Raw genomic sequence first — 21,272 nt, 5'->3', positions numbered from 1 at the left:
CTAGTACCGACCTCAGTCGGTTTGACCGAAGCGCCGGGGCCGCTCGGCCGGGGAGGCTGACCGCACACCGAGGGGGAATCGAAATGAGCACCACCGTGGCCTTCTGGCGCCGTCCGTGGATCGCGCCACTGCTGTTCGTGACCGTGGCCTTCCTGGCCTTCTCCGTCCCGCGCTACCTGACCCTTGACCCGACGCGGTCCCTGCTGCCCATCCGGGAGAACGCGCCGCTGCACTACCCGGCACTGGTGCTGCACATCTTCCTGGGCTCGGTCGCCCTGCTGGCGAGCTGCTTCCAGGTCTGGCCCTGGTTCCGCTCCAGGTACCCGTCGATCCACCGCCTGCTCGGCCGCGCCTACGTCTCCACGGCCCTGCCCGCCGCCGTCCTGGCCATCCCGGTCTCCATCTACGGCCACACCGGTTTCGTCGGCTCCGCGGGCAACCTGCTGCTGTCGACGGTCTGGTTCGCGACGACCGTCGCGGGTTTCCGGATGGCCAGGCAGCGGCGCTTCCAGGAGCACCGCAGGTGGATGATCCGCAGTTTCGCGCTGGGCATGTCGATCGTGGTCAACCGCCTGTGGGGCGTGCTGATGATCGCCGTGGTCGTCCCGCTGATCACCTCGACGGACGCCGAGGCGGAAGCGCTGATGATGCCCGCGTTCACCGCGACCGTGTGGCTGAGCTGGGTGGTCAACCTGCTCCTGGCCGAGTGGTGGATCGAACGCACGAGCAGGCGCCGCCCGACCGCCGCCCCGAGGCGCGACGACCGGACCAGCGGGACGCCTAGCCTCCAGCCACCCGAGCCCGCTCAGCGATCCAGTTAGCGATCTGCGTGCGGGAGCTGAACCCCAACTTCTGGAGGATCCGCTCGACGTGGCCCTCCGCGGTCCGTCGAGCGATCACCAGCCGCACCGCGATGTCCTTGTTCGACAGCCCGCCCGCCACCAGGTCGGCGACCTCCTGCTCGCGCCGCGTCAACGGCGTCGGCGCTTCCTCCACCACCGCGAGGACGGGCTCCTCCAACGCGAACCGCACCGCCTCCGCGAGCCCGAACGCCATCCCCCGCCGCAGCGCCCGCCCGAACGCCCGGTCGCCCAGCACGTCGATGGCCGCCCGCTCGCAGTCCCCGTGCGGCGCGCCGAAGTGCCGCGACCCGAACATCGGGTACCCCACGGACTGCCAGATCCGGTGCGCGGCCCCGAGCAGGGTCGCCGCCCGCTCGGCCGCACCGCGCCCGGCGGCGCTCCAGGCCAGCACCTCGATCGCCAGCACCATCCCGAGCAGGTCGTCGAACGTCCGCTTCACCCGCAGGCACTCGCGCGCCAACGCCTCCGACCGGTCCCAGTCGCCCCGGACGAACGCGCACATGGCCAGCACCCACGTCGCGTACGCGGTGGCCCACTGCTCGCCGTACCGCTCCCCCAGGTCCCGCGCCTCCTCGCACAGCGAGGCCGCCAGCTCGAAGTCGGCGCGGAACACCGCCACGATGCCGAGTTCGACCCGCGCCAGCAGCACGTTGCTGTCGAACAGCCCCAGCCTCCGGTAGCTGGCCAACGCCTCCTCGAACAGCCCGGCCGCGCGGTCGAGGTCGTCGCCGACCAACATCGTGCACGCCAACCGGTGGGTCGAGTACGCGAGCGCGGACTCGTCACCGGCCTCCTCCGCGTACTCCCGGCACTCCTCCAGCATCGACACCGCCGCGTCGAGGTCGCCCTGCAAGGTCGCGAGGTACCCGCCCACCCACAGCACCTTCGCGCGGCGGCGGCCGGGTCCGGTGTCGAGCGCCAGCACCCGGTCGACCCACCTCCGGCCCTCGCCGAGCGCGCCGCACCCCGCCCAGTAGAACCACAGCGTGCCGACGAGGTGCAGCCCGGCCAGGTGCTCCTCCGGCGAGCCGAGGCAGTGGTCCAGCGCGACGCGCAGGTTGGCGTGGTCCAGGCGGGTGCGGTCCTGCACGTCGGGCTGGTCGGGGCCGAACCACTCGCGCTCACCGCGTTCGGCGAGCGCGACGAAGTGGTCGCGGTGCTTGCGCCGCAACGACTCCTCCTCGTCGACGGCCCGCAGCCGGTCGCGGCCGAACTGGCGGAGCGGCTCCAGCAGCCGGAACCGCACCCCGTCGACGCCCTGCTCGACGATCAGCACGGACTTGTCGGCGAGCGCGCCGAGCACCTCGAGGTCGCCGTCGCACACGTCCTCGGCGGCTTCGAGGCCGAAGCTCCCGGAGAACACCGACACCCGCCGCCACAGGCTCTGCTCCTGCTCGGTGCACAGGGCGTAGCTCCACTCAACGGCGGCGCTCAGCGTCTGGTGCCGCGGCAGCCCGCCGCGCCTGCCCGCGGCGAGCACGCGGTAGGTGTCGTGCAGCCCGTCGCGCAGGTGCTCCAGCGGCAGCAGCCGCAGCAGGACGGCGGCCAGTTCGATGGCCAGCGGGATGCCGCCGAGCAGGTGGCAGATCTCCGCGACCAGCAGCTCGTTGTCGGGGGTCAGCGCGAAGTCGGGGACCACGGCGGCGGCGCGGTCGGCGAACAGGTCGAGCGCCGCGTACCGCGTCCCCCGCTCGGGGCGCTGGGGGTCGGGCAGCGCCAGCGGCGCCACCCGCCACAGGTGCTCGCCCTCGACGTCGAGCCGCTCCCGGCTCGTCACGAGCAGGCGGAGGCCGGGAGCCGCGCGCAGCAGCGTGCCCGCGAGGTCGGCGACGGCGTCCAGGAGGTGTTCGCACCCGTCGAGGACGAGCAGCGCCTGCCGGTCCCGCAGGTGCGCGACGAGCACGGCGGTTTGGTCCCGGCCGGTGCCGTCGCGGGCTCCCAGCGCCTCGACGACCGTGTGCGCGAGCAGGTCCGCGTCGACGATGTGGGCGAGCTCGACGAACCACACGCCGTCGGCGAAGGCCCGGCGCAGGTCCGCGGCGACGCGCAGGGAGAGCCTCGTCTTGCCCACCCCGGCGACGCCGGTCAGGGTGACCAGCCTCGCCTTCGCCAGCAGCCGCTTGACCTCGGCCGAGTCCTGCTTTCGACCGGTGAGACCCGTGGTGCTGGCGGGGAGGGTGCCGACGTGGCCGGACGAGACGGAAGCTCCCACGCCGGCACCATATGGTCGGGCCGACAACCGGTCAATCCGGTGTTCCGGTGGGGCTGGACAACACGGGTAATTACCCCCTGGACGGGGGACACGGGCACGTCGGACCCTGGTCTGATGGCAGTGGAAGACGAGTTGCGCATCACCACCCGGCACCGCGACGGGGTGCTGGTGGTGACGGTGGCGGGCAGGCTCGACTGGTCGACCTACCTGCGCGTCCAGGACGAGTTGCTCGACCACGCGGGCCGGGAGCCGCTCGGCGTCGTCGTGGAACTGGACGACCTCGTGGTCCGCTGTCCCGTGCTGCTGGTGGCGTTCGACATCGTGTGGACGTCCGCGGCCCGCTGGCCCGGCACCCCGCTGATGATGGTCGTCGACAACCCCGAGGTCGCGGCGCTGCTCGACGCCAAGGGGCTGCCCCGCCACATGCCGAGGTTCCGCACGACCGACGCCGCGCTGGCGGCCGTGGCGGCGCTGCGGCACGGCGACCAGGTCACCGAGCCGCTGCCCGGCTGCCGGTGCAGGCCGCACGTCGCCGAGGAGATCACCGAACGGGCGTGTCGCCGCTGGGGCGTGTCGTCGCTGCTGGAGATCGCGCCGCAGGTCGCGGGCGAGATGGTCACGCACACGGACGACGACGCCTCCGTCTCGCTGGTGCTGCGCCGCCGGGACCGGGAGCTGTCGATCGGCGTCCGCACCTCCGCCCGCCTCGCGACCAGCGAACGGCTGACGCTGCGGCACAACATCGCGTCCATCGCGATCTGCGACTTCCGCATGGGCGAGACCAGGGTCAGCTCCGACCGGATGGTCCTCTGGACCGTGCTGGACATCCCCACGGATCAGCCCGCCGTGGCCAACTGACGGCGCGGTGCCCGGACAGCAGAACGGGGTGCGGCCCCGGAAGGCCGCACCCCGTTCACGCGTTGCCCTGACTAGCAGTACAGGTTGTTGCCCGCACTGGTGCCGAGGATCCCGACGAACCGGTTGTACGCGTCCACGCGGCTCTGGACCTGGGCGGGGTTGCGCCCGCCGCACTCCAGGCTGCCGTTGATGCTGCGGATCGTCTCGCCGAACCCGGCGCCGTTGACCATCGCGTTGTGCGGGGTCATGGTGCCGGGGCCGGACTGCGTGTTCCAGTACCAGAGGCCGGTCTTCCAGGCGACCGACGCGTTCCGCTCGACCTGCCACGGGTCACCGAGCAGGTTGATGCCGAGGGCGTCGCCCGCGGCCTTGTAGTTGAAGTTCCAGCTCAACTGGATCGGCCCGCGACCGTAGTACGCGGCCTGACCAGCGGGGCAGCCGTAGGACTGGCTGGTGTCGCAGTAGTGAGGGTAGTTCGCCTGGTTCTGCTCCACGATGTGGACCAGACCGCCGGTCTCGTGGTTCACGTTCGCCAGGAACGCGGCCGCTTCCTGCTTCTTGACCGTGTCGCTGCCGCTGTTCGCGAACGCCGGGTAGGCGCTGAGCGCCGCCGTCAGACCGCTGTAGGTGTAGAAGGAGTTCCGACCGGGGAACATCTGGTTGAACTGCGCTTCCGAGACCACGAAGCCACCGGGGATCGGCGGAGGCGTCGTGCCACCACCGCAGGTGAACGGGTCCCAGAACCAGGTGCTGATGATCGGGTCGTAGCCGGGGTTGTCGTGCTCGGCGATGTAGTACTTGCCGTCGGTGTACTTCACGATGTTGCCCGTGACGTAGTTCCGACCGGCCACCCAGTTCGGGTAGTCGCAGGTGGGCGTGTTCCCGCCGCCGTCGCAGGCGAACGGGTCCCAGAACCACGTGCTGATGATCGGGTCGTAGCCGGGGTTGTCGTGCTCGGCGATGTAGAACTTGCCGTCGGTGTACTTCACGATGTTGCCCGTGACGTAGTTCCGACCGGCCACCCAGCTCGGGTAGTCGCAGGCGGCCGCGCTGACGCTGCTGGTGGCCGTCGCCGAGGTCGGCAGGACGACCGCCAGCGCGGTCGCGCAGGCCACCGCGGCGAACGCGGCGATGATGCGAAGCCTCGACACTTGATCACTCCCTCGTGCGGTTGCAGGGCCGCACATCTTTGACGACAAGGCCGGTTTCCAGGCACGCCGAACAGACCGGACGAGCCGACTCGTCCGACGAATTCCTGTGACCGGTGACACAGTGAACCGCAGGTGGTATAGACCAGTCAAGGGTTCAGACCATTTTCGGAACCCCGAAGGACCTGATCTTCAGGAGTGTGAACCCGCTGGCCGGGGACTCGGCGCAGTGAACAAACGGTTTCAGGAACGAACAAAGGTCAACAGTGGCGTCGAACACACCTGATCAACAACGCCCCTGAACGACCAAAGGGGTGAACCGCTCCCAGCCGTGCCGCAAAGCCCACCGACTTCGGCAGCATGGGGCTGTGAGCGGTCAACCGGTCGACAGGGGTCGCGACGCGTTGCGGGCCGCGGGCCGCTCGACGCCGTTCCGGAGGGGCGACCGCCTGATCGCGGTGGGCGCCGCCAGCGACAAGGTGCTGCTGGTCGAGGCCGGGCTGGTGAAGGTCGTCCTCTCGGGCGTCGACGGCGTCGAGACCGTGGCGAACGTCCTCGGCCCCGGAGCGCTGATCGGCGAGAACGGCGTCCTCAGCGGCCAACCGCGCAGCGCGGAGGTGCTGGCCGTGCTGGACGGGTGGGCCGTGCGGGTGGCTGCGGGCACGTTCCTCCGGCTGGTGGACGAGAACGTCGCGGTGCGCCGCTTCCTCACCCGGACCTGGACGGACCGGCAGCGGGACGCGGACAACCACCAGCTCGACCAGGCCCACGACGTGCCGACCAGGGTCGGCATGACGCTGCTGAGGTGGGCGCGGTCTGTCGGCACCCCGACGTCCTCGGGGCTGCTCGTGCGGGGCCTGCGCCAGCGGGACATCGCGCAGGCCGTCGCCGCCTCCGAGAAGCACGTCGAGGTCGCGCTCGCACTGCTGCGCGCGTCGGGCCTGCTCACCACGCACCGGCTCGCCTACCTGATCACCGAGCCGGACGAGCTGGAGGCGCTGCTCGCCCGACCACGCCGCGGGCCCGATCGCCCGTAGTCCCGGATTTCCGGGAGAAGGGCGACCGGAACGCCCCGAGAATCTGCCCCGACATCATCGGAGGGGGAGGTACTCGGTGGAACTCGTTCCACAACACCGGGCGTTGCTGGGCGTGGACGTCGTCGGATCGGCGGCGAATCCCGGCTACCACTTGGCGGCGGTGCACCGCACCGTGGACGACGTGCTGGACCGGGCGCTGGCGAGCAGCGACATCGAGCCGTCGGAAGTGCTGGACAGGGAGATGACCGGCGACGGCGCCCTCCTGACCCTGCCGAGCGAACGGCTGGGCGTCCTGCTGGACCTGGCGCACGACATGGAGGACACGCTGGCCGAGCGGAACCGTTGGCAGAAACCGGAAGTGCGGCTGCGGATCGCGGTCGAGGTCGGCCCGGTGGGTGACGAGCCCGGCCTGTACGCCGCGAAGGTCACGCTCAGCAGGCTGCTGGACTCGTCGGCGTTCAAGGGCATTTTCGTGCGCTGCCTGGAAGAGCAGGGCGCCGACGGCGCCAACACGGCGCTGATCATCTCGGACCACGCCCTGCGGACCGCGTTCAGCGGGAACCACACCCGGACGGTCCGGCAGCGCGAGTTCACCCCGTTGTCGGTGCAGGACAAGGAGTACGCGAGCACGGCCTGGATCCGGATCCCCGGTTTCGACGCCGGTGCCGCGACCAGCTCCCCGCCCACGCCCGAGCACCGGGAACGCGGTCGGGTGGTCAACCTGGTCAACGGCACCATGAAAGGGATCCAGGCGGAAACGGTGTACGGCGGCATCACGTTCGGCACGGCACCGCGATGACCGAACCGCAGGACGCCCCGGTCGCGGGCGAGGACAAGGCCGCCCTGTCACCGGGCGAGCAGCGGCTGATCCCCGACCTCGACCGGTCGAACACGACCAACGGCAACATGTACGGGCTCCAGGCGGGCACGGTCAAGGGCAACGTGACCATCCTCGATGCGACGGGGTCGGCGCCGGACCTCATGCTGCGGCGCGCGACCGCGGAGGAGATCGACGAGGTCCGAAAGCACTTCGTGGCACCACAGCAGATGGACAAGGCGCGCAGGCTGCTGCGCGAACACCACGTGGTCGTGCTGTGGGGCCGGGGAAGCGGCCGGATGTTCACCGCGCGACGGCTGCTGGTCGACGCCGGCTGCGGGGCGGTCATCGAGATGAACCGCGACCGCACCCCGCGCTCGGTCAAGGAATCCGACCTCGTCCGCGGGGAGGGCTACATCTGGGACCTGAGCGACTCGGGCGGCACCCCCTTCGCCGACTGGGAGTTCGACAACCTCGCCGCGCTGGTCAGGGGGAAGGCCTGCGAGCTGGTGATCGTCCTCGACCGGCGGAACCAGGTGGTGGGCACCGCGCACGACGTCGCGGTGGGGTTGACACCACCGTCCGCGGTGGAGGTCGCGCAGGCCACGATCAGGAAGCTCGAGCCGGACGCGCCGGAACAGCCGTCGACGCTGCTGAAGTCCGAGTTCGCCGAGGCGTTGACCGACGAGGACCGGCCGGAGAAGGCGGTCAGGGCGGCCCGGCTGGCGATCCGGGTGGCTCGCGGCGAGCTCGACGCGCCGTCGGCGCTCGCCGAACTGGAGGAGGACGTCCGCGACGCGGTGGCGCAGTGGTTCGGGGAGCAGAACGGGATCGAGATCCCGAAGGCGCTCGCCGTGGCGCTGCTGGAGAACCAGCCCTTCGAGGAGGTGATGCGGCACGGGATGAACCTGGACCAGCGCATCCGGAGCGCGGAACTCCCCGAGGACAAGAAACTCCGCCCGCGTCGGGTCTTCGCGAAGTCGAAGGAGGCCCTGCTCCGGGACATCCGCGCGGTGCCCACGGTCCGCGACCACCCCCGGCACGCGGGGCTGCGCGAGGAAACGGTCCGCTTCGAACGCCAGGACTGGGCGAAGACCGTGTTCTGGCACGTGTGGGGCGAGTTCCCGTCGGCGCGGGACGTGCTGACCGACTGGATGTGCGACCCGGCGATGCTGGGACGCTTCCCGGACGCGACCAGGCGAACGCTGTGCGCGATCATCGCGGAGGTGCCCGCGCACGACCCGCTCAGGCTGGTCGACCAGCTCGCCACGCGGTCCAGCGTGGCGCAGCGCAGGCTGGCCGCGGCGATGCTGGAGCACCTCGCCGACGACCACGACCTGCTCCCCCTCGTTCGCCAGACGCTGGAGGACTGGGCGGACCGCGGTTCGGCGTACCGGCAGTGGACGGCGGCCACCGTCTACGGCTCCCCCTTCGGCCTGCGCGACCTGCCGACGGCGTTGCTGCAACTGGCCAAGATCGGCCGCACCGACCGGCCGTCCCCGCAGAACGCCGTGGTCGCGGGAGTGCTGGCCATGCTGGGCGACCAGGAGCACCGCGAGCACGTGCTGAACACGGTGGTGTCGTGGACGAACGGCCAGAACCGGCGCAACGGCCTGCGCACCGTGTCGCTGAGCCTCGGCATGTGGATCACCGGGATCGTGCCGTCCGACCTCGACTCGCGCGAGTTCGCCGAGGACTACCCGGACCAGGTCAGAACCCTGGTCAACCGGGTGCTGGCCGATCCGGAGTTCGGCGACGTGGCCCTGTCCCAGTTGGCCGACCTGGCGGCGTACGCCCGGTGGGACGAGCGGGCCGCGGCGGCGCTGGTCGACCTGACGACGCTGGTCGCACCCAACCTGCGCTGGTGGACACGCCGGAGCACCGTCCTCACCCTGGTCCGGACCCACCCGGCCTGGCGGACGTCGATCCACCACGTCTTCCGCACCGCGCGGCGAGCGCAGCGGGCCAAGCGCTAACGCCCCTTGGCCTCGTCGTACCTGGCGTTGGCCGCCCTCACCTCTGGCATCCGCTCCTCGACGAAGTCGATCAGCCGCAGCAGCAGCTCGGCGGCCTGCTCACCGCTGGCCGTCAGGCTGTACTCGACCTTCGGCGGGATCGTCGGCTGCGCCTCCCGCACCACGAACCCGTCCCGCTCCAGTGCTTGCAGCGTCTGCGCGAGCATCTTCTCGCTCACCCCGCTGACCCGACGGCGCAGCGCGTTGAACCGCAGCGTGCCGTCCAGCAGCGCGACCATCGCCAGGGTGCCCCACCGACCGGTCACGTGCTCCAACGTCACCCGCGACGTGCACGCCCTGGCGAACACGTCGGCCACCAGCCGCGCGTGCTCGTCAGTCGGCTGAACGGGCATTTCGCTCATGTTTTCACGGTACCTCGTACACAGCACTCTCCATCGTGACAGCACTCACTCGGGGTTGGCACTTTCTAGAAGTTAGTGCAATCTACGAGTAAGCATACAGTCGGTTCACGAGGGAGCACCCATGATCGTCGTCACCGGAGCCACCGGCCACCTGGGCAACTTGGTGGTGGAGGGCCTCTTGCGGAAGATCCCGGCGAACGAGATCATCGCCGCCGTCCGCAGCCCCGAGAAGGCCACCGACCTGACCGCCCGCGGCGTCCAGGTCAGGAAGGCCGACTACAACGACCCAGCCACCCTGACCGCCGCGTTCCAGGGCGCGGACAAGGTCCTGCTCATCTCCGGCTCCGAGGTAGGCCAACGCGTCGCCCAGCACACCGCCGTGGTCGAAGCCGCGAAGCAGGCAGGCGTCAGCCACCTCCTCTACACCAGCATCCTGTTCGCAGACACCACTACGATGCTCCTGGCCGCCGAACACAAGGCCACCGAGCAGGCCATCCGCGACTCCGGCATCCCCTTCACGTTCCTCAGGAACGGCTGGTACACCGAGAACTACGCCGCCACGGTCGCCCAGGCACAGGCAACCGGCTCCTTCGCAGGCAGCGCAGGCACGGGCAAGTTGGGCGCCGCCCCCCGCTCCGACTACGCCGACGCCGCGGTAACCGCCCTCACCACGGACGGCCACGAGGGCAAGGCGTACGAGCTGGCAGCCGACGAACCGTGGAGCTACACGGACTTCGCCGCAGAACTCTCAGCAGCCACCGGCAAAACCATCACGTACCAGAACGTCCCCGCGAGCGAACACCAGCAAATCCTGGAATCCGCAGGCATCCCCCAGGGCTTCGCCACCATCCTCGTCGACTCCGACCGCGGCATCACCGACGGCGAACTAACCGCAACCACCAACGACCTAAGCACCCTCGCAGGCCACCCCACCACGCCCTTGCGCGAGTCGGTAGCCCTGCTCCTCAAGAACTGACCACCCACCGTCCCGATGGCCGCCCTCATCCGGGGGCGGCCATCGGCATGTCCGGCCAAACCCCAAGCACTCCAGCGGTCTTCGACACGGCGGTTGAACACACACTCACTTCGACAGACGCGCTGACAGGAGGTTTGTGCGTTACCGATGACAATCCCGCGCTACACCCACACCAGCACGGTCGACCACCCAACGCCCCATAGCCACAACCCAACCAACGGTGGGGCAGGTGGGGTTCGAACCCACGACCTGACGGATTCTAGGTCCGCTTTCCCGTTGTCTACCAACGACTTCCGGCACCTACCGCCAACAGCGGCGACCGCTCACCCGACCGTCCATCACAGACCGTCGTCCGGGGTCCTCTGCCGTCATTTTGTGGGGCAAAAGTGGGGCATTGATCTTGCCTCAACAAGAGAGGGGCCTCTGTGCCATCCCGTCGACCTGGCGCAGCCCGATCACGTCGTCGCCAGGGGGCAACATCCCCTGCCAACATCCACGCTACCGCTCAAGCTTGCCCCCTGGCGACGACGTGATAGCCCTTGTGGAGGTCGACGGGATGGCACCAGGCTCCGAACGGACCGCAGCATCCCGCCCTCCCCACCATCCCGGAGACCCTGCCCGTCCGGCGAGGACAGAAATTCACTCAAAGTTTTTCACTTCACCGAAACCGATCAAGACCTTTTTGATTTCGAATTTGCCAGGCGCAAAATAAGCGCCCCAACCACGTGGACCGTTAGCCATGCATCCTCCACAGAAACTTTGGTGGCGGAGTGCGCATCACCTGATTCGCTTCGATCAGCGGACACCCAATGCATGATTGACGCAATACCGTCTACCATTCGGGCATCATGCGCGGCGATCAATCCATTCGCTTTGGCCGATTTAATCAGAGGACCAAGTGCATTTCCGGCACAACCAAGCAAGGTCAAAAGCTCTTGCAAGGCCGTTCCAGCATCAGTTATCGCATCCGCACCTGCACCGTTAGAAATCTCCTTAAGCGCATCTTGATACGCAACTTCGACTCGCCTCAACTTCGAGTCACCCGCTAGAAGCTCAAGCACAGGAGCAACCACAGATACATGCATTTCCCTGGACGTGAACTCCACCATCTGATTATTGATCATTTCGTAGCTTACGCGAGCTTCTCGCAAAATATCCTTCAAAACTTCGGTGAACGCCCAAGGATCAACCGAACTTGAACGACCTCCGCGCATGCCTTGGTACATGGCCTCAATAACCATTGGCATTTCTTCATCGTCGCATGCCATCATGTACTCAAAGAAGTCTTCCGCCTCATTCAACATATTATTGTGAAGAAAAAATTTACCCTCATCACGCAAAATGAGATCTCGCGCAAGAGACGCGCACGCAAAAGTATAGGCCCCGGTAGCGTCCCCAAATGCGTGAAATATTCTAATTCTGACATTTTCAGTGAACTTATTTGACCAAAAAGACTCCCCTTGCCGCTCTTTTTCGGCAATTCGTTCCAAACGCTTGCGTCGACTGAAAAGCATTCAACTTCCTTGACCTTGTGACATCAGCATGATCCGAGGAGCTTACGCCAACACGTCCTCTACAATCCGATCCGAAAAGATCAGACTCCGATGGATTCCGCTGAAAACTATCTGGCGATTTGATCATATTACCTTGCGGCGGCTGTCGGGGCCGGTCGCGCCTCCGGCCGTCGGCGGGCCAGGGTGGCGGAGCCGGGCCCCTGGGCCTGCCGAGCGGCCATGAGCAGAGCGGCGCGAGCGGCCCCGGCAGGGGCCGCCTTGATGAAGAAAAGAAACTCTGGACACAGGTGTCGAGGCGAGGGCGCTACTCCGGTGGAGACCAGGTCACCACGACTTTGTCATCGTGGCGCTTGGGACGCGGTAGGTCAGCACCGTTTGGATCTTCCTCGGCTTCCCAGCGGTGGAGCATGGCGAGCAAGTCAGCCAGTGCCGGTTCGTCCATGCCTGCGACGTCACCCCACTGGATGCCAAGGTGGTCGATCGTTCGCTGAGCCCCATCAGTCGCCAACACACACCAGTCCACATCGGACAGCGCGAAGGACTGAACGATCGCGTTGGAAGCCGCTCGTTCGTCCGCTTCCGCAATCCAGTAGCCGCCTGGAGTGTTCCGCTCCCCCAACTCCTGAGCTTGCAACTGCCTCAAGATCGCACGATGGTCGCCGTCGTACCCCGCACCCGTCTTGAGCCGCTGCCTGTATTGCTCACGTAGATCAGTGGCTATGTCGGACAAACGTGGGTCGGTCGTCCGAATCTCCCCGCCGGTCCTCGTGTGCACGATGGCAGTGCTGTCGCCTAGTACCAAAACCTCGAACCGTTCGCCCAACACACGCGTGAGCAGCACCGTGGATGACGGCGCCTGTCCCGCCTTCAACTGGAGGCTTGACGCCACCGAACGGATTGCCTCACGGAGCACGTCCACCAGGCTGCGATCGTCGCTCTGCAACAGGCGGGCGAGCTGTCGACTGAGCGGATCAACGTACTCGTCGGCCTGGACGATGGCGGGCCCGAAGCTCGATGCTCCGTCGAGCACCGCGGCTGCGTGCCCAACCTGTACCCATCGGTCTTGGCCACTCCCCCGGCTTCCGGGTAGGCCCGCTCCGCGGTACACGTCACGACCACTTTCGAGGCGGCACCAGGATCTTTGGCTGCTTCGGAATCAGCCCGTCGAATTCAGTGGTCACCGCCATGCTGAACTCCTCATCGCCGTACTCGGCGAACAACTCGGGAACCGACTCCATCACGTAACGGGCAGCTCCTACCGACCCGAGCGCGTGCAGTCCGGCGATGTGCACGATGACGTGACTCCCCCGCTTACGCCGGGCTATGTAGGCATGGTCCGCGCGCTTCGGGTCGGGCTCGTCCAGGGGCGACAAGAACCGGTCACCCGTGACCTCGTCGACGAGGTACCACTGGGCGTTGTCCCCGATGGCCATCCGCAACACGGGATCGCGGGACATAAGGGTGTGGCCGATGTGAGCGGATGCCGGACCGCAAACGATCACCGCGTCGCCTGTTGGCTCCCATTCCTCGCGGGGATCGATGATGACCCGCTCAGTGATGAACGACAGCTTTTCCAACTCGCTGATCAGGTTCGCGCCGGTCTTGTCGTCCTCGGCGGCGATCACGACGTCGTCGCGGTCACGGATGATCCGGCCGGGCAGGGCGACAGCGAGCGGTCCGACACCGAAGAACGCTCGGTGTGCGGGCGGCGCGGTCGCTCGGATCTGCGTGATCCGCCCCTTGGTCAGCCCGAACGCCTTCGCGACCTCGGTGTAGCTGCCTCCGAGCAAGTCACGGGCTTCCTCGATCGCGGCTCGGCGGATGCGCGCAAGTTCTGTGGATCGCTGCTGGTAGACGGCCAGCAAGTCGGTTGCGCGTCGTCCACGCCTGATCGGGTCCGGGTCGGTGCGGAGCCCATCGAAGTCCTCTTCCACACGCGGAGTTTAGACCCCTTGACGACCTGAGACCAGACGGGTACCTTGCTGTTTAGACCCCTCAACAACGCCAAGTATCCGAAGCGTTTAGGGGGGTAAACCACACTGGAGGCAAGCCATGAGGAACATCCCGGTCAACCTGAGCGGCTACAAGCTGATCGTCACGGAGGCTCCCGTGATGAAGACCCGCAAGACCGACGACGGCCGGACTGAAGAGATCGTGACCGACCGGGAAGGCGTCGCGCTGTTCGTGGTCTCGCTGATGTCCAAGACGCAGGGCGAGAAGGGTGAGGAGATCAAGGTGACCCTCACGACCGACCCCACGGCGCAGGGCGACGACTTCGAGTTCGGTTCGCTGGTCGAGCTGATCGGCGCGACCGTGTCGCCCTACAGCTTCAAGAACGACCGGGGCGAGACCGTCTCCGGCATCGCGTTCAAGGCGCAGGGCCTCAAGCCCGTCGGCTGATCAGCCGTCGCAAGACCGCCTCGTGGACCGCCCATCGCGGTCAGGCCCTTGTGGACAGTGAACCCCTCCGATTCGTCGGGGCAGGCATTGCGCCAATAGCGAGGAAATCCCGTTTGTCCTTTGAGAATTCAATAGTGGGCCGAACTATGCCTTCTTCCGGTGCCATTCGCGCACCGGGAGATTCCTTGATCCCCGGACATCGCCAATCCGTTGCCGGGGGTCTTGGTCTCTCCCGTACCACCGAAGAAAGGGCACACCGTGGCATTAGAAGTGGTGAACAAGGTGGCGCAAGAGCGCTACGCCACGTTCAAGACCGCGATCACGCTGCTGCAAGGGGTCATCGACGACTCAGTGCGCGGCACGATCGCCAAGGTCGACGACTCCAAGCTCCCGACCGACGCGTGGAGCCTGCCGACGTCGGACGACCTGAAGTCGTTGGCGGACAAGGCCGTTGTGGTGATCGAGGACCTGACCGCGACCGCCAAGAAGTACGAGGCGGACCTGATCGCTCGCGGCTGGAGGGTCTGACATGGCTGCTCGTTTCGCCACCAACCAGGTCACCTCGGACATCGACGCCGCGATGACGCAGCTCAAGGAAGCGATGGATCAGATGCCGTTCGCTCGGCACCGGTTCATCGGGAAGTTCAACAAGGTCACCACCGCGATGGGGCATCTGTCCGTCGCGCTGGAGGACGTCAAGCCCTACCTCGACTAACCCCCACCGTTCGTGCCGGGGGCTCGATCACGCCAATTCGCTGATTGGGTCCCCGGTTTTCATCTGCCGATAAGGAGGCAGCAATGCCGAAGCCAACCCGAACGCAGGGAATCGAATTCCACGCTCTCAAGTGGGGTTTCCGTCACCCCGGCATGGTGACGGTTCCGCCCGCGCTGGCCGCTGCTGCCACCACGTCGGCGCTCGAACTCGGCCTGACCACCACGGGCGGCATGGTCGGAGGTGCCGCTGTGGGGATGCTCGGCTGGTACCGAGGACACCCGGCCTCGTTCGACCACCTGATCGGTCCGCGGCTGCGGGCGTTCCGCCGTCGGTGGTTGTCCTACGTGGGTCGGCGCTGGTCGGACATCCTGTTGGACTGCGACCTGGTCAGTATCAACCGCCGCACCGATGGCATGGTCGTGCCCCGGATCATCAAGGTCCGCTCGGCGTCGCCGTCGATCGACACGCTGTTCGTGCGGATCAACCGTGGTCAGACGCCGACGATGTTCGAGGAGAAAGCGGAGGCGCTGGCGCACGCGTTGGTGGCTCAGCGGGTCGCGGTGATGAAGGTGAAGCCTCAGGTGATCGCGCTGGTCATCGAGCGCACCAACCCCTTCGACGCCGACCCGATCCCCGCGATCGATCTGCCGCACGACTCGTCCGAGGTCGACCTGTCCGCGATCGAGCTGGGCGACGACGAGTACGGCAACGCCTGGACTCAGTCGCTGATCGGCCAGCACCTGTTCGTGGCCGGTGCCACCGGGTCAGGCAAGGGCTCGCTGCTGTGGTCGCCGTTGCGCGGAATGGCTCCGCTGCTGCGGGACGGGATCGTCCAGGCGGACGTGATCGACCTCAAAGAGGGGATGGAGACCGAGGTCGGCGCTCCGATCTTCCACCGCCGGGCCATCATCTGGGACGACGCCGTGGAGACCGTGGAGGCCTTCCGCGATGAGCTGAAGGAGCGTCAGGCGGAGCTGCGTGCGCAGGCTGTCCGGAAGTTCACGCCGTCGGTGGCGACGCCGTTGCGGCTGTTGCAGATCGACGAACTCGGGATGATGACCGCCTACGGCCCGTCCTCCGAGGTCCGAGCGGTGCTCAAGCTGCTCGCGGAGATCATGACGCAGGGCCGGGCTGCCGGGTTCGGGGTCTGCGGGTACGTGCAGGAGCCGACCAAGGACACCGTGCCGGTCCGGGAGCTGTTCACCTCCCGCGTGTGCCTGTCGGTGACCTCGCAATCCCAGGTGGACATGGTCCTGGGCGACGGGATGCGTCTGCGCGGTGCGCTCGCCGACGAGATCCCGCTGGACCCCGCTCATGCCGGGATCGGCTACGTCGTCCAGCAGGGCTCCCGCACCCCGCTTCGCGTGCGTGCCTCCTACCAGGACGACCAGGACATCCGCGATCTCGTCGCGTTCGTCACCGCCGGTCGTCCGGCGCTGCGCTCGGTCGCCTAGCCAGAAACACAGGAAGTCGTTGCCGCACAACACATTCACTCATCACTGGAGGTTGTCATGTGGAACTTGGGTATCCGGCTGTGGGCCGCCTGGCGGTTCGCGCTGTTCCTCGCGCTCGTCGCGGCGGTGCTGTTCGTGGTCTACCAGGTCGACGGCATGGGCAAGATCTTCGGCTGGACCGTCGCCCTGTCCGGCTTGGGCACGGTGGCGGTGTTCTTCACGCTGCGGGACTTCGTCCGGCGGGAGATCAATCACCGGATCGGCGGACGGTTGTGACCGCGCGGCGCACGAACGTCGGACAATTCGACCTGTTCGCCGACGCGCCCGAGGTGACCCCTGCCCCGGCGGTCGAGCGTGGCACCCCGGCCGGATACGGCGGTCAGCCCGACGTCCTGGTGCTCGTGCTCGATGACATCCACGACGGCAAGTACGGCGAGATCGACCCGACCGGTCGGGTGGTTCGGCTCGATGGTGACGGGCATTGCCGCCACGCCGACGACGACGTGACCACCATCGTGGAACACCTTGTCTCCCAACGGTTCGCCGAACAGGGCGAGTTCACCTCGCAGCTCCAAGGGGTGATCCGGCGCAAGGTCTACAAGTTCAAGCTCACCACCGCCGGTCGCAAGATCCGCACCCGCTGGTTCCACCTGCGAGGTGTCCGATGATCCGCAACGCCTTCGACCTCGCGACCCCCACACCTCGGCGGAGCGGCACGTCGTCCGGCGCTCAGACCGCTGCCCTCTACGGGCCGATTCCGGAGCTGACGGAGCGGTTCAACGACCTGGTGCTGCGGCACGCCGACGACAACGGGGAACTGCCCGACCGCCAGGCCGTGGAAGCCGCCGAGATCGCCCACAAGCTCTACCAACTCCACGACTCCGAAGCCGACCACTACCGGCGGCTCTCACTGGAACACAGGGAAGGACGGCGGTCCCGATGACCGACACCTCAGACGAGTCCTGGCCGCCCGAGGATCTGCGCAACAGGGTGGACTTCGTGATGGTCCAGGCCCGGCACCGCATCTACCTCGCCGACGACGAGACCGGCGAGAGCGGCTGGCGGGTCGACTGGGGCTACCCGACGGAACGTATCAACCCCACGATGACGGCGGTCCTGGCCGTCCTCATGCGGCGGGGCGCGTTCACGTTGGGCCACCGCCACACGATCAGCCTGGACGGTGCCGAGCCCGTCCACGCCTACGAGCTGGAGATCACCCCCTCCGGTCATGTGCTTCACGACCGGGTCACCTACGGAAACGGACTGGAGTAGACCGTTGCAGGACAACGACTCTGACGAGATCGACGTATCGGCCGGGGTCACGAAACGAGTCGTTGACCTGCGGCGCAAGAAAGCCGAATCCAGTCAGCTCCGCGGCTTGGTCGACGACCCGGACATGCTCGCGGTCCGCATCGAGGGCCAGCGCCGGACGATCACGCGGGGCATGTGGTTCTTCCTCACCCTCGGCCTCGGGTTCACCACCGCCGGGGTTCAAGACTTCCTCGCCGGACACCGGCCGATCACCGACCCGCTTTGGTGGGCCGCCTGGCTCGCTGAACCGATGTTGGCCGGAATCCTGATCATGCTCCTGGTCTTCGAATCGGAAGTGCTCTCCCACGGCCTGGCCGTCGACGACGTCTGGGTCCGGCGGCTCAAACGGACCCTGCTGACCTCGACGCTGTTCATGAACGTCTGGCCCGCCCTCGCGCCGATCTGGGGGACGGGCAAGGCGTTCGAGTTCGGCAACCTCGCCATCCACCTGATCGTGCCGCTGGTCGTGTTCATGGTCGCCGAGGTCATGCCGGTCATCCAGCAACGGATGAACGAAGCCATCCTCAAGGCCTACCGGGCCGCCAAGACCACTCCCCCACGACCTGAACTCGCTCCAGCGACACCACCACCCGCTCTGGTCACCGCGACCCGGCTCAAGCTGCCGGAATCGCTCACCAGCGCCATCAAGGCCAAAGCCGCTGAGGTCGCCTCTGAGGGCCGCACGCTCACCGTGGACGACGTCCGCGCGACCGTCCGGGTCTCGGCCGACATGGCGGAGCAGATCGTCCGTGAGGTGCACACCAACAACGGGCACGCCTTCACGCGCTAGTCACCACCTCACACCAGCGGGGCACGGCCACCACCAGGCCGTGCCCCGCTTCGTCTCTCCAACCACCGACAGGAGGTCGTACGTGGTGTTCACCCTGGAAGACCGCATCATCGCGCGCCTTCGAGCCCCTGGCTACCTCGACTGGCGCGACCAGGTCACCGCCATCAACGGCTGTGCTCAACCGATCCGGCTGTTCGGCGCCTGGCAGGTTCACGACCAGGCGGGCTCGGTCCTGGCGCACCACGGCGGCAAGGTGTTCGTGCCGTGTGGCAACCGGCGTGCCTCGGTCTGCGTGGCCTGCTCGGACCGGTACGCGGCGGACGCCTACCACCTGATGCACGCCGGGCTGGCCGGTGGCAGCAAGGACATCCCGACCACGGTCACCGAGAAGCCCCGCGTGTTCGCGACCCTCACGGCTCCCTCGTTCGGCAAGGTCCACAGCGGACGCAAGAGCAGCCGCGGGAAGACCCTCCCCTGTGCCTGCGGTGGCTGGCACCACCCGGATGACCCGCGCATCGGCGGCGCAGTGGACGACCTCACGTACGACTACGTCGGCTCGATCCTGTGGCAGGCCAACGTGGGCGAGTTGTGGAGCCGGTTCATCCGCAACCTCAAGCGCGCCCTAGCGCAAGCCGCTGGCTACCGTGCCGACGACTTCAAGAAGCACGCTCGGCTGTCGTACGCCAAGGTCGCCGAGTACCAGCGGCGCGGGCTGGTCCACTTCCACGCGGTGATCCGCGTTGACGGGCCTGACGGGGCCGCTGACCCCACTCCGAGGTGGGCGACCACTGAACTCCTGGAGCACTGCATCCAGGCCGCCGCACGGGCTGTGCAGCTCGGCGCCACCCGACCGGGCGGCGCCGCACTCCAGCTCGGCTGGGGCGCTCAGGTGGACTGCCGCCACATCCGCCCGTCGTCGGCCGCCGAGGTCGAGGAGAACGGCGAGATCAGTGAATCGCGGCTGGCCGCCTACGTCGCCAAGTACGCCACCAAGGGGACGGGCAAGTCGGAAGCGGTGGACAAGCCGATCCGGTCTCAGCTCCACCTCGACCACCTGCGGATCTCCACCCACCACCGCCGGATGATCCAAACCGCCTGGGACCTCGGTGAGCTGCCCGAGTACGCGGCGCTGAACCTGCGGAAGTGGGCTCACATGCTCGGGTTCCGCGGGCACTTCCTGACGAAGTCCAAGCACTACTCCACGACCTTCGGCGCGATTCGCAGGGAGCGGCGGACGTTCCGCACCCTGCAAGCCCTCGACCGGCTCGGCCTGGACCCGGCGACGGTCACGGTCGTCAACGACTGGAAGTACACGGGCTCGGGTTACGACTCCGACGCCGAACGGGAACTGGCCACGGCGATAGCCGAGGGCACACGTCAGCAACGCCAACGCAAGTACGAAAGGGAGGTAGCAGCATGACCAAGCTCTGGAGCATCGAGGAACTTGCCGCCCATCTCGGCATCCCCAAGCAGACCATCTACCAGTGGCGCACCAAGGGCTACGGGCCTCCCGGACGGCGGGTCGGCAAGTACGTGCGGTTCGTGCCCGAGGACGTGCAGGCGTGGGTCAAGTCGTTGCCGACGGGGCTCGTCTGATGGCGCGACAGCCGCTTCCCCTCGGCACCTACGGCAAGATCCGGACCTACCAGGTGGCGACCGGGTGGCGGGCTCGGACGAAGTTCCGGGACTACGACGGGGTCACACGGGACGTCGAGCGGCTGGGCAAGACCGAAGCCGCTGCGGTCCGAGTGCTCAAAGAGGCGCTGAGGGACCGCACGACGCCCGTCGACTCCGACGGAATCAAGCCGGACACGAAGTTCCGCGAAGCGGCTGAGGTGTGGCTCAAGGACTTCCAGCAGGCGATTGACGCGGGCAAGCGGTCCCCCACGTCCAGGGAGACCTATGAGAGCCGGTTGAACGGCCTGGTGCTGCCCGCGATCGGTGACCTCCGGGTTCGGGAGCTGACCGTTCCGCGGCTGGGCAAGGTCGTGGCGGCGGCGCAGAGGCTCCACAGCTCGTCCACCGCCAAGACGGTGCGGACGATCCTGTCCGGGGTGTGCGGGCTCGCGGTGCGGCATGGCGCGCTGGCGTCCAACCCGGTGCGGGACATCCAGCGGCTCGACGGCGGTAAGAAGGTCCGTTCGCGGGCGCTGTCGTTCGATGAGCTGGCCGATCTGCTGTCCAAGCTGGACTCCGACGAGGTGGCCGTTCACCACGACCTGCCGGACCTGGCTCGCTGGTACGCGGGCACCGGGGAACGGACCGGTGAGGGCTTGGCGGTCCACTGGCACCACCTCGACCTCGACGCGGGCACGGTGGACTGGGCGGGCAGCGTCATCCGCGTCAAAGGCGAGGGGCAGTCCATCAACCTCGGGAAAACCGACGTGTCCGAGCGGGCATTGCCGTTGTCGAGCTGGCTGGTCGTCATGTTGAAGGAACGGCGGGTGCGGTTGGCCGAGAAGTTCGGGGTCCCGCACGACGAATTGGCTGGTCCGGTCTTCCCGAACACGCTCGGCGGGCTCCGGGACAAGCACAACACCCTGGCGAGGTGGCGGGAGTTCAGGCAGAGGGCCGGGTATCCGTGGGTCACGTTCCGGACGTTCCGCCGATCGGTGGCGACGCTGCTCGATGAGGCCGGACTCACGGCGCGGGAGATCGCGGACCAGCTCGGTCACTCGAAGGTGTCGACTACACAGGACGTCTACATGGCGCGTCGTGTGACCAGCCGAAAAGCGGCGGACGCACTGGAATCGGTTAGGTGGTCGCGCCCATAAAGTGGGGCAAAGGTGGGGTGGTGATC

Annotated in this window: 24 protein-coding genes; 18 read left to right on the top strand and 6 right to left on the bottom strand. The window is 67.4% G+C overall.

All coding sequences use genetic code 11. The features are described from left to right. Nucleotides 1-83 precede the first annotated feature (83 nt). A complete protein-coding gene (locus NZH93_RS06035; protein ID WP_259621904.1) occupies nucleotides 84-821 on the top strand; it encodes a DUF2306 domain-containing protein in 738 nt (245 codons plus the stop codon). Here NZH93_RS06035 and NZH93_RS50535 read toward each other — a convergent pair. After that, nucleotides 781-3,075 (bottom strand): ATP-binding protein, encoded by a 2,295-nt coding sequence (locus tag NZH93_RS50535; RefSeq protein WP_259621903.1) that lies wholly within the window; start codon nucleotides 3,073-3,075, stop codon nucleotides 781-783. The two genes, NZH93_RS06035 and NZH93_RS50535, sit on opposite strands and share 41 nt — an antisense overlap. A gap of 114 nt (nucleotides 3,076-3,189) precedes the next feature. On the opposite strand from NZH93_RS50535, the gene NZH93_RS06025 reads away from it, so the two are divergent. Beyond that, nucleotides 3,190-3,933, top strand: a complete 744-nt coding sequence (locus NZH93_RS06025; protein ID WP_259621902.1) for an STAS domain-containing protein — start codon at nucleotides 3,190-3,192, stop codon at nucleotides 3,931-3,933. Nucleotides 3,934-4,004: 71 nt separating this feature from the next. On the opposite strand, the gene NZH93_RS06020 is transcribed toward NZH93_RS06025, so the two are convergent. After that, nucleotides 4,005-5,084, bottom strand: coding sequence for a chitinase (locus tag NZH93_RS06020; RefSeq protein ID WP_259621901.1), 1,080 nt, complete (start codon nucleotides 5,082-5,084; stop codon nucleotides 4,005-4,007). Nucleotides 5,085-5,449: 365 nt separating this feature from the next. Here NZH93_RS06020 and NZH93_RS06015 point away from each other — a divergent pair, with 365 nt between their 5' ends. The 3 genes from NZH93_RS06015 to NZH93_RS06005 all read left to right on the top strand — a co-directional run bounded on the left by NZH93_RS06015 (nucleotide 5,450) and on the right by NZH93_RS06005 (nucleotide 8,911). Further along, nucleotides 5,450-6,118 carry a Crp/Fnr family transcriptional regulator gene (locus NZH93_RS06015; RefSeq protein WP_259621900.1) on the top strand — a complete coding sequence of 223 codons (669 nt, stop codon included), beginning with the start codon at nucleotides 5,450-5,452 and terminating at the stop codon, nucleotides 6,116-6,118. Between the two features lie 76 nt (nucleotides 6,119-6,194). Continuing rightward, nucleotides 6,195-6,917, top strand: coding sequence for a nucleotidyl cyclase domain-containing protein (locus NZH93_RS06010; protein WP_259621899.1), 723 nt, complete (start codon nucleotides 6,195-6,197; stop codon nucleotides 6,915-6,917). After that, on the top strand, nucleotides 6,914-8,911 hold the full coding sequence (locus NZH93_RS06005) for a hypothetical protein (protein ID WP_259621898.1): 1,998 nt from the start codon (nucleotides 6,914-6,916) through the stop codon (nucleotides 8,909-8,911). Before NZH93_RS06010 ends, NZH93_RS06005 begins: the two co-directional genes overlap by 4 nt. Here the strand turns inward: NZH93_RS06005 and NZH93_RS06000 are convergent. After that, nucleotides 8,908-9,312 (bottom strand): winged helix-turn-helix transcriptional regulator, encoded by a 405-nt coding sequence (locus NZH93_RS06000; protein ID WP_259621897.1) that lies wholly within the window; start codon nucleotides 9,310-9,312, stop codon nucleotides 8,908-8,910. The two genes, NZH93_RS06005 and NZH93_RS06000, sit on opposite strands and share 4 nt — an antisense overlap. Nucleotides 9,313-9,433: 121 nt before the next feature. Here NZH93_RS06000 and NZH93_RS05995 point away from each other — a divergent pair, with 121 nt between their 5' ends. Further along, entirely contained in the window at nucleotides 9,434-10,288 is an 855-nt protein-coding gene (locus tag NZH93_RS05995) for an SDR family oxidoreductase (protein ID WP_259621896.1), read from the top strand. Between the two features lie 671 nt (nucleotides 10,289-10,959). Here NZH93_RS05995 and NZH93_RS05990 read toward each other — a convergent pair. From NZH93_RS05990 to NZH93_RS05980, 3 genes are all read right to left on the bottom strand, one after another. Then, entirely contained in the window at nucleotides 10,960-11,802 is an 843-nt protein-coding gene (locus NZH93_RS05990; protein ID WP_259621895.1) for a hypothetical protein, read from the bottom strand. 304 nt (nucleotides 11,803-12,106) lie between these two features. Next, nucleotides 12,107-12,832, bottom strand: coding sequence for a PP2C family serine/threonine-protein phosphatase (locus NZH93_RS05985; RefSeq protein WP_372506572.1), 726 nt, complete (start codon nucleotides 12,830-12,832; stop codon nucleotides 12,107-12,109). Between the two features lie 79 nt (nucleotides 12,833-12,911). Then, nucleotides 12,912-13,736 carry a hypothetical protein gene (locus NZH93_RS05980; RefSeq protein ID WP_259621893.1) on the bottom strand — a complete coding sequence of 275 codons (825 nt, stop codon included), beginning with the start codon at nucleotides 13,734-13,736 and terminating at the stop codon, nucleotides 12,912-12,914. 118 nt (nucleotides 13,737-13,854) lie between these two features. On the opposite strand from NZH93_RS05980, the gene NZH93_RS05975 reads away from it, so the two are divergent. From NZH93_RS05975 to NZH93_RS05920, 12 genes are all read left to right on the top strand, one after another. Further along, nucleotides 13,855-14,202: a hypothetical protein gene (locus tag NZH93_RS05975; protein ID WP_259621892.1), complete on the top strand. Its 348-nt coding sequence runs from the start codon at nucleotides 13,855-13,857 to the stop codon at nucleotides 14,200-14,202. A 258-nt stretch (nucleotides 14,203-14,460) separates the two neighbouring features. Continuing rightward, nucleotides 14,461-14,730: a hypothetical protein gene (locus tag NZH93_RS05970; protein ID WP_259621891.1), complete on the top strand. Its 270-nt coding sequence runs from the start codon at nucleotides 14,461-14,463 to the stop codon at nucleotides 14,728-14,730. 1 nt (nucleotide 14,731) lies between these two features. Continuing rightward, the gene (locus tag NZH93_RS05965) at nucleotides 14,732-14,917 is read left to right on the top strand and encodes a hypothetical protein (RefSeq protein WP_259621890.1); all 186 of its coding nucleotides are present in this window, start codon (nucleotides 14,732-14,734) and stop codon (nucleotides 14,915-14,917) included. A 152-nt stretch (nucleotides 14,918-15,069) separates the two neighbouring features. Next, on the top strand, nucleotides 15,070-16,371 hold the full coding sequence (locus NZH93_RS05960) for a P-loop NTPase family protein (protein ID WP_259621889.1): 1,302 nt from the start codon (nucleotides 15,070-15,072) through the stop codon (nucleotides 16,369-16,371). A 57-nt stretch (nucleotides 16,372-16,428) separates the two neighbouring features. Continuing rightward, a complete protein-coding gene (locus tag NZH93_RS05955; RefSeq protein WP_259621888.1) occupies nucleotides 16,429-16,647 on the top strand; it encodes a hypothetical protein in 219 nt (72 codons plus the stop codon). Further along, the gene (locus NZH93_RS05950) at nucleotides 16,644-17,039 is read left to right on the top strand and encodes a hypothetical protein (protein WP_259621887.1); all 396 of its coding nucleotides are present in this window, start codon (nucleotides 16,644-16,646) and stop codon (nucleotides 17,037-17,039) included. The genes NZH93_RS05955 and NZH93_RS05950 overlap by 4 nt, the downstream gene beginning before the upstream one ends. After that, nucleotides 17,036-17,314 (top strand): hypothetical protein, encoded by a 279-nt coding sequence (locus NZH93_RS05945; protein ID WP_259621886.1) that lies wholly within the window; start codon nucleotides 17,036-17,038, stop codon nucleotides 17,312-17,314. The genes NZH93_RS05950 and NZH93_RS05945 overlap by 4 nt, the downstream gene beginning before the upstream one ends. Continuing rightward, a complete protein-coding gene (locus NZH93_RS05940) occupies nucleotides 17,311-17,643 on the top strand; it encodes a hypothetical protein (RefSeq protein WP_259621885.1) in 333 nt (110 codons plus the stop codon). Before NZH93_RS05945 ends, NZH93_RS05940 begins: the two co-directional genes overlap by 4 nt. Nucleotides 17,644-17,647: 4 nt before the next feature. Further along, nucleotides 17,648-18,472, top strand: coding sequence for a hypothetical protein (locus NZH93_RS05935; RefSeq protein WP_259621884.1), 825 nt, complete (start codon nucleotides 17,648-17,650; stop codon nucleotides 18,470-18,472). Between the two features lie 82 nt (nucleotides 18,473-18,554). Then, nucleotides 18,555-19,892 (top strand): replication initiator, encoded by a 1,338-nt coding sequence (locus NZH93_RS05930; RefSeq protein WP_259621883.1) that lies wholly within the window; start codon nucleotides 18,555-18,557, stop codon nucleotides 19,890-19,892. Further along, nucleotides 19,889-20,068 carry a helix-turn-helix transcriptional regulator gene (locus NZH93_RS05925; RefSeq protein ID WP_259621882.1) on the top strand — a complete coding sequence of 60 codons (180 nt, stop codon included), beginning with the start codon at nucleotides 19,889-19,891 and terminating at the stop codon, nucleotides 20,066-20,068. The genes NZH93_RS05930 and NZH93_RS05925 overlap by 4 nt, the downstream gene beginning before the upstream one ends. Then, nucleotides 20,068-21,246 carry a site-specific integrase gene (locus tag NZH93_RS05920; protein ID WP_259621881.1) on the top strand — a complete coding sequence of 393 codons (1,179 nt, stop codon included), beginning with the start codon at nucleotides 20,068-20,070 and terminating at the stop codon, nucleotides 21,244-21,246. Before NZH93_RS05925 ends, NZH93_RS05920 begins: the two co-directional genes overlap by 1 nt. Nucleotides 21,247-21,272 lie beyond the last annotated feature (26 nt).

This window comes from Umezawaea endophytica (assembly GCF_025061645.1).
Lineage (GTDB): Bacteria > Actinomycetota > Actinomycetes > Mycobacteriales > Pseudonocardiaceae > Umezawaea > Umezawaea endophytica.
Note: the sequence above shows the minus strand (reverse complement) of the source record. Positions and strands in the feature narration are given on the sequence as shown.

Bases quoted from the DNA above. Each gene is read 5' to 3' on its own strand.
- NZH93_RS06035 (WP_259621904.1), top strand. From the start codon at position 84: ATGAGCACCACCGTGGCCTTCTGGCGCCGTCCGTGGATCGCGCCACTG.
- NZH93_RS06025 (WP_259621902.1), top strand. From the start codon at position 3,190: ATGGCAGTGGAAGACGAGTTGCGCATCACCACCCGGCACCGCGACGGG.
- NZH93_RS06005 (WP_259621898.1), top strand. From the start codon at position 6,914: ATGACCGAACCGCAGGACGCCCCGGTCGCGGGCGAGGACAAGGCCGCC.
- NZH93_RS06000 (WP_259621897.1), bottom strand. From the start codon at position 9,312: ATGAGCGAAATGCCCGTTCAGCCGACTGACGAGCACGCGCGGCTGGTG.
- NZH93_RS05995 (WP_259621896.1), top strand. From the start codon at position 9,434: ATGATCGTCGTCACCGGAGCCACCGGCCACCTGGGCAACTTGGTGGTG.
- NZH93_RS05990 (WP_259621895.1), bottom strand. From the start codon at position 11,802: ATGCTTTTCAGTCGACGCAAGCGTTTGGAACGAATTGCCGAAAAAGAG.
- NZH93_RS05975 (WP_259621892.1), top strand. From the start codon at position 13,855: ATGAGGAACATCCCGGTCAACCTGAGCGGCTACAAGCTGATCGTCACG.
- NZH93_RS05965 (WP_259621890.1), top strand. From the start codon at position 14,732: ATGGCTGCTCGTTTCGCCACCAACCAGGTCACCTCGGACATCGACGCC.
- NZH93_RS05960 (WP_259621889.1), top strand. From the start codon at position 15,070: ATGGTGACGGTTCCGCCCGCGCTGGCCGCTGCTGCCACCACGTCGGCG.
- NZH93_RS05955 (WP_259621888.1), top strand. From the start codon at position 16,429: ATGTGGAACTTGGGTATCCGGCTGTGGGCCGCCTGGCGGTTCGCGCTG.
- NZH93_RS05945 (WP_259621886.1), top strand. From the start codon at position 17,036: ATGATCCGCAACGCCTTCGACCTCGCGACCCCCACACCTCGGCGGAGC.
- NZH93_RS05940 (WP_259621885.1), top strand. From the start codon at position 17,311: ATGACCGACACCTCAGACGAGTCCTGGCCGCCCGAGGATCTGCGCAAC.
- NZH93_RS05925 (WP_259621882.1), top strand. From the start codon at position 19,889: ATGACCAAGCTCTGGAGCATCGAGGAACTTGCCGCCCATCTCGGCATC.
- NZH93_RS05920 (WP_259621881.1), top strand. From the start codon at position 20,068: ATGGCGCGACAGCCGCTTCCCCTCGGCACCTACGGCAAGATCCGGACC.